The sequence below is a fragment of the uncultured Escherichia sp. genome (assembly GCF_948475835.1).
In the GTDB taxonomy this organism is placed as follows: domain Bacteria; phylum Pseudomonadota; class Gammaproteobacteria; order Enterobacterales; family Enterobacteriaceae; genus ECMA0423.
In genome coordinates, this window is sequence record NZ_CAOLGM010000197.1 from 1 (window position 1) to 5,006 (window position 5,006).

The window sequence follows — 5,006 nt, forward strand, 5'->3', positions numbered from 1 at the left end:
GCTCTACACCTTCCGTATGATTTTCATCGTCTTCCACGGAAAAGAACAAATTCACGCTCACGCCGTGAAAGGGGTAACTCACAGCCTGCCGCTGATTGTGCTGCTGATCCTTTCCACCTTCGTTGGCGCACTGATTGTACCGCCGCTGCAGGGCGTGCTTCCGCAAACGACGGAACTGGCGCACGGCAGCATGTTGACCCTGGAAATTACCTCTGGCGTGGTCGCGGTGGTCGGCATTCTGCTGGCAGCCTGGCTGTGGCTGGGTAAACGTACTCTGGTGACCTCCATCGCCAACAGTGCGCCGGGCCGTCTGCTGGGCACCTGGTGGTACAACGCCTGGGGATTTGACTGGCTGTATGACAAAGTGTTCGTCAAGCCGTTCCTGGGTATTGCCTGGTTGCTGAAACGCGATCCGCTGAACTCAATGATGAACATCCCGGCTGTCCTTTCCCGCTTTGCAGGTAAAGGTCTGCTGTTAAGTGAGAACGGCTATCTGCGCTGGTATGTGGCATCCATGAGCATCGGTGCGGTCGTGGTGCTGGCACTGTTGATGGTACTGCGTTGAGTTAAGGATTGTGGGATTGCCCCTGGGCATATAAGAACGTAGGTCGGATAAGCCGCCTTCGCGGTGCATCCGACACTACCCCCAGTCCGAAGAGAATTTTCTGTCGTGAGAATTCGTTGAAAATCCGGTCCTGACGGGACTTTTACAAGGAATAAAGATCGCCATGTTACTACCCTGGCTAATATTAATTCCCTTTATTGGCGGCTTCCTGTGCTGGCAGACCGAACGCTTTGGCGTCAAGGTGCCACGCTGGATCGCGCTGATCACCATGGGATTGACGCTGGCGCTGTCGCTGCAACTGTGGTTGCAGGGCGGTTATTCACTGACGCAATCCGCCGGAATTCCGCAGTGGCAGTCTGAATTCGACATGCCGTGGATCCCGCGTTTTGGTATCTCTATTCATCTCGCCATTGACGGGCTGTCGCTGCTGATGGTCGTGCTGACCGGTCTGCTCGGTGTGCTGGCGGTACTATGTTCGTGGAAAGAGATCGAAAAATATCAGGGCTTCTTCCACCTCAACCTGATGTGGATCCTGGGCGGCGTTATCGGCGTGTTCCTTGCCATCGACATGTTCCTGTTCTTCTTCTTCTGGGAAATGATGCTGGTGCCGATGTACTTCCTGATCGCACTGTGGGGGCATAAAGCCTCTGACGGTAAAACGCGTATCACGGCGGCAACCAAGTTCTTCATTTACACCCAGGCGAGTGGCCTGGTGATGTTGATTGCCATCCTGGCGCTGGTTTTTGTTCACTACAATGCGACCGGCGTCTGGACCTTCAACTATGAAGAGCTGCTGAATACGCCAATGTCCAGTGGTGTGGAATACCTGTTAATGCTGGGCTTCTTCATCGCCTTCGCAGTCAAAATGCCGGTGGTTCCGCTGCATGGCTGGCTGCCGGATGCGCACTCCCAGGCTCCGACCGCCGGTTCCGTTGACCTCGCGGGGATCTTGCTGAAAACTGCCGCTTACGGTTTGCTGCGTTTCTCCCTGCCGCTGTTCCCGAACGCATCGGCAGAGTTTGCGCCAATCGCTATGTGGCTGGGGGTTATCGGCATCTTCTACGGTGCGTGGATGGCTTTCGCCCAGACCGATATCAAACGTCTGATCGCCTACACCTCGGTTTCCCACATGGGCTTCGTGCTGATTGCTATCTACACCGGCAGCCAGTTGGCCTACCAGGGCGCGGTAATCCAGATGATTGCGCACGGCTTGTCGGCGGCGGGTCTGTTTATTCTTTGTGGTCAGCTTTATGAACGTATCCATACCCGCGACATGCGCATGATGGGCGGTCTGTGGAGCAAGATGAAATGGCTGCCAGCACTGTCGCTGTTCTTTGCGGTGGCAACGCTTGGGATGCCTGGCACCGGTAACTTCGTCGGCGAATTTATGATTCTGTTCGGCAGCTTCCAGGTTGTCCCGGTGATTACCGTTATCTCTACCTTTGGGCTGGTCTTTGCATCTGTTTATTCGCTGGCGATGTTACATCGCGCTTACTTCGGTAAAGCGAAAAGCCAGATTGCCAGCCAGGAACTGCCAGGGATGTCGCTGCGTGAGCTGTTTATGATCCTGTTGCTGGTGGTGCTGCTGGTACTGCTGGGCTTCTATCCGCAGCCGATTCTGGATACCTCGCACTCCGCGATTGGCAATATCCAGCAGTGGTTTGTTAATTCCGTTACTACTACAAGGCCGTAAATCGCCATGACAATAACTCCACAAAACCTGATCGCACTGCTACCGTTGCTGATCGTCGGCTTGACGGTGGTGGTTGTGATGCTCTCCATTGCGTGGCGACGCAATCATTTCCTCAACGCTACGCTCTCGGTTATTGGGCTTAACGCGGCGCTGGTTTCGCTCTGGTTTGTCGGCCAGGCGGGCGCTATGGACGTTACGCCGCTGATGCGCGTTGATGGTTTCGCCATGCTTTACACCGGGCTGGTATTGTTGGCGAGCCTCGCCACCTGTACTTTCGCCTACCCGTGGCTTGAAGGCTATAACGACAACAAGGATGAGTTCTACCTGTTGGTGTTAATTGCCGCGCTGGGCGGGATCCTGCTGGCGAATGCCAACCATCTGGCGTCTTTGTTCCTCGGTATTGAACTGATCTCTTTGCCGCTGTTTGGCCTGGTCGGTTACGCTTTCCGCCAGAAACGTTCGCTGGAAGCCAGTATCAAATACACCATCCTTTCTGCCGCAGCGTCTTCTTTCCTGCTGTTTGGTATGGCGCTGGTGTATGCACAGTCTGGCGACCTGTCGTTTGTCGCGCTGGGTAAAAACCTCGGCGACGGTATGCTCAACGAGCCGCTGTTGCTGGCAGGTTTCGGACTGATGATTGTTGGCCTCGGCTTCAAACTCTCTCTGGTGCCGTTCCACCTGTGGACGCCAGACGTATACCAGGGCGCGCCTGCGCCGGTTTCCACTTTCCTGGCGACGGCGAGCAAAATCGCTATCTTCGGTGTGGTGATGCGTCTGTTCCTCTACGCACCGGTGGGTGACAGCGAAGCGATTCGGGTAGTGCTGGCGATTATCGCCTTTGCCTCTATCATCTTCGGTAACCTGATGGCGCTGAGCCAGACCAATATCAAACGTCTGCTCGGTTACTCATCTATCTCTCACCTCGGCTATCTGCTGGTGGCGCTGATTGCGCTGCAAACGGGCGAGATGTCGATGGAAGCGGTAGGAGTTTACCTGGCCGGTTATCTGTTCAGCAGCCTCGGCGCGTTCGGCGTGGTCAGCCTGATGTCCAGCCCGTACCGTGGCCCGGATGCTGATTCCCTGTTCTCTTACCGCGGTCTGTTCTGGCATCGCCCGATCCTCGCGGCGGTGATGACGGTGATGATGCTGTCTCTGGCCGGTATTCCGATGACGCTGGGCTTTATTGGTAAGTTCTACGTGCTGGCGGTCGGTGTCCAGGCACACTTGTGGTGGCTGGTGGGCGCCGTGGTTGTCGGTTCGGCAATCGGCCTTTACTACTACCTGCGCGTGGCGGTGAGCCTGTACCTGCACGCCCCGGAACAACCGGGTCGCGATGCACCGTCAAACTGGCAGTACAGCGCAGGCGGTATCGTGGTGCTGATCTCTGCACTGTTGGTACTGGTGCTGGGTGTATGGCCACAACCGCTGATTAGCATTGTGCGGTTAGCAATGCCGCTGATGTAAGCTATCAGTTTGTAAGTCAGAAAGCCGCCGACATGTTCGGCGGTTTTTTTTGGTGCCCTGACACCATCACCCAACAATAACCGTCAGCGCATGATTCCCTTGTCGCAGCATACGTCGATACGCGCTAATCAGCTTTTCCATATCAAGCATGATCGAAGCAAAGAGTTGCCCCTCTAACTCTTCTGAAAAGGTCACTCCCGGATAAATCTCCATTTCATTGAGTCGCTTAATGGAAAACTGTTTACGCAGCTCACTTCGATCCAGTGATTCCAGTCGGTCGATTGTCGCGGCTAACTCCTGATTCCAGGTCAATCCCAGGAAGCCATCTATGCCATCTTCGAGGCTGTGTTCACCAAGCACGGCACGACTCAGCGGATCATTCTTCGCGGGATCAAAAGCAGAGGTGCCTGTCAGCCCAAAGTGTAAAAAATCCCAGCGTTTATCAATATCCAGTCGGCGTAATCCTGAAAGCGTGTCATGTATATTATCCATCAAAGGTTTTTCAGTAGACTCAAGCAGTTGGTTAATCTTTTCTGAGTCAATTTCTGCAAAATAACCAATCATTCCCATTTATTTTTCCTCCATTGAATTTTATGTTTCGCATCTTAAAACAGACGAGGGAAAATAAAATGTACATGTCGCTGTTTCTGGACCCGCCTCGAGAAATTTTTATTATTTACTGTTGTGTAACAAGGTTATAACACCATCTGAGCCATTTTCTGATAATTCAATCTGTCTGCTGTATCACCGGGCAAGTGGTATTGTTTATTACGATAAAAAGCGGTGTCAGTAATCATTACGGCGGGAATATCGTGTTGCCAATAATTCAGGTGGTCAGAGAAATCAATACCGGGAATAAACCATGGGGCATTCATAGAATAAACAGATAAATCCCGGGATGATAACAATGCCGTTTTTACCTGACGAACGGCGTTGATATCCTGTATTCTGCCGACCAGGCAATAAAGTCCCCCCGATCGGGATAAAGCCAGGACATTGCGGGTAAGGGTAATCCTGGCTACCAGGCGCAGAGTCGTAATAGCCAATCGGGGACGCCCTGCGCGGTAACTCTGGCACCGCTACTGACAAAGAACTCTTTTATATACTCTACGGACCTATTCAGATTATCAATATTGTCGGCATTACGTGGATGCACAGTTTGTGTAAGATAACGAACTGTTTTTTCTAATTGCTCAGGACTGACGTGTCGGGGCGTTGGCGATAATGCAGTGACCCAGGGTTGGTAAAAATAATCAGAGGGAGTGAAATCAGAAAAAATATAAC

General features: G+C 52.9%; 3 protein-coding genes and 2 pseudogenes. 3 read left to right on the top strand and 2 right to left on the bottom strand.

Annotated features, from left to right (window positions below; translation table 11 throughout):
* The 3 genes and pseudogenes from QZF50_RS22505 to nuoN all read left to right on the top strand — a co-directional run.
* Positions 1-565: pseudogene (locus QZF50_RS22505) on the top strand (NADH-quinone oxidoreductase subunit L); the annotation flags it as partial.
* A 163-nt stretch (positions 566-728) separates the two neighbouring features.
* Positions 729-2,258, top strand: a complete 1,530-nt coding sequence (gene nuoM, locus QZF50_RS22510; protein WP_000926441.1) for an NADH-quinone oxidoreductase subunit M — start codon at positions 729-731, stop codon at positions 2,256-2,258.
* A 6-nt stretch (positions 2,259-2,264) separates the two neighbouring features.
* Positions 2,265-3,722: an NADH-quinone oxidoreductase subunit NuoN gene (nuoN, locus tag QZF50_RS22515; protein WP_000156701.1), complete on the top strand. Its 1,458-nt coding sequence runs from the start codon at positions 2,265-2,267 to the stop codon at positions 3,720-3,722.
* A 66-nt stretch (positions 3,723-3,788) separates the two neighbouring features.
* Here the strand turns inward: nuoN and QZF50_RS22520 are convergent, their stop codons facing one another.
* Positions 3,789-4,292, bottom strand: coding sequence for a YfbM family protein (locus QZF50_RS22520; RefSeq protein WP_000525365.1), 504 nt, complete (start codon positions 4,290-4,292; stop codon positions 3,789-3,791).
* A gap of 102 nt (positions 4,293-4,394) precedes the next feature.
* A pseudogene (locus tag QZF50_RS22525) lies at positions 4,395-5,001 on the bottom strand (hypothetical protein).
* Positions 5,002-5,006: the final 5 nt, after the last annotated feature.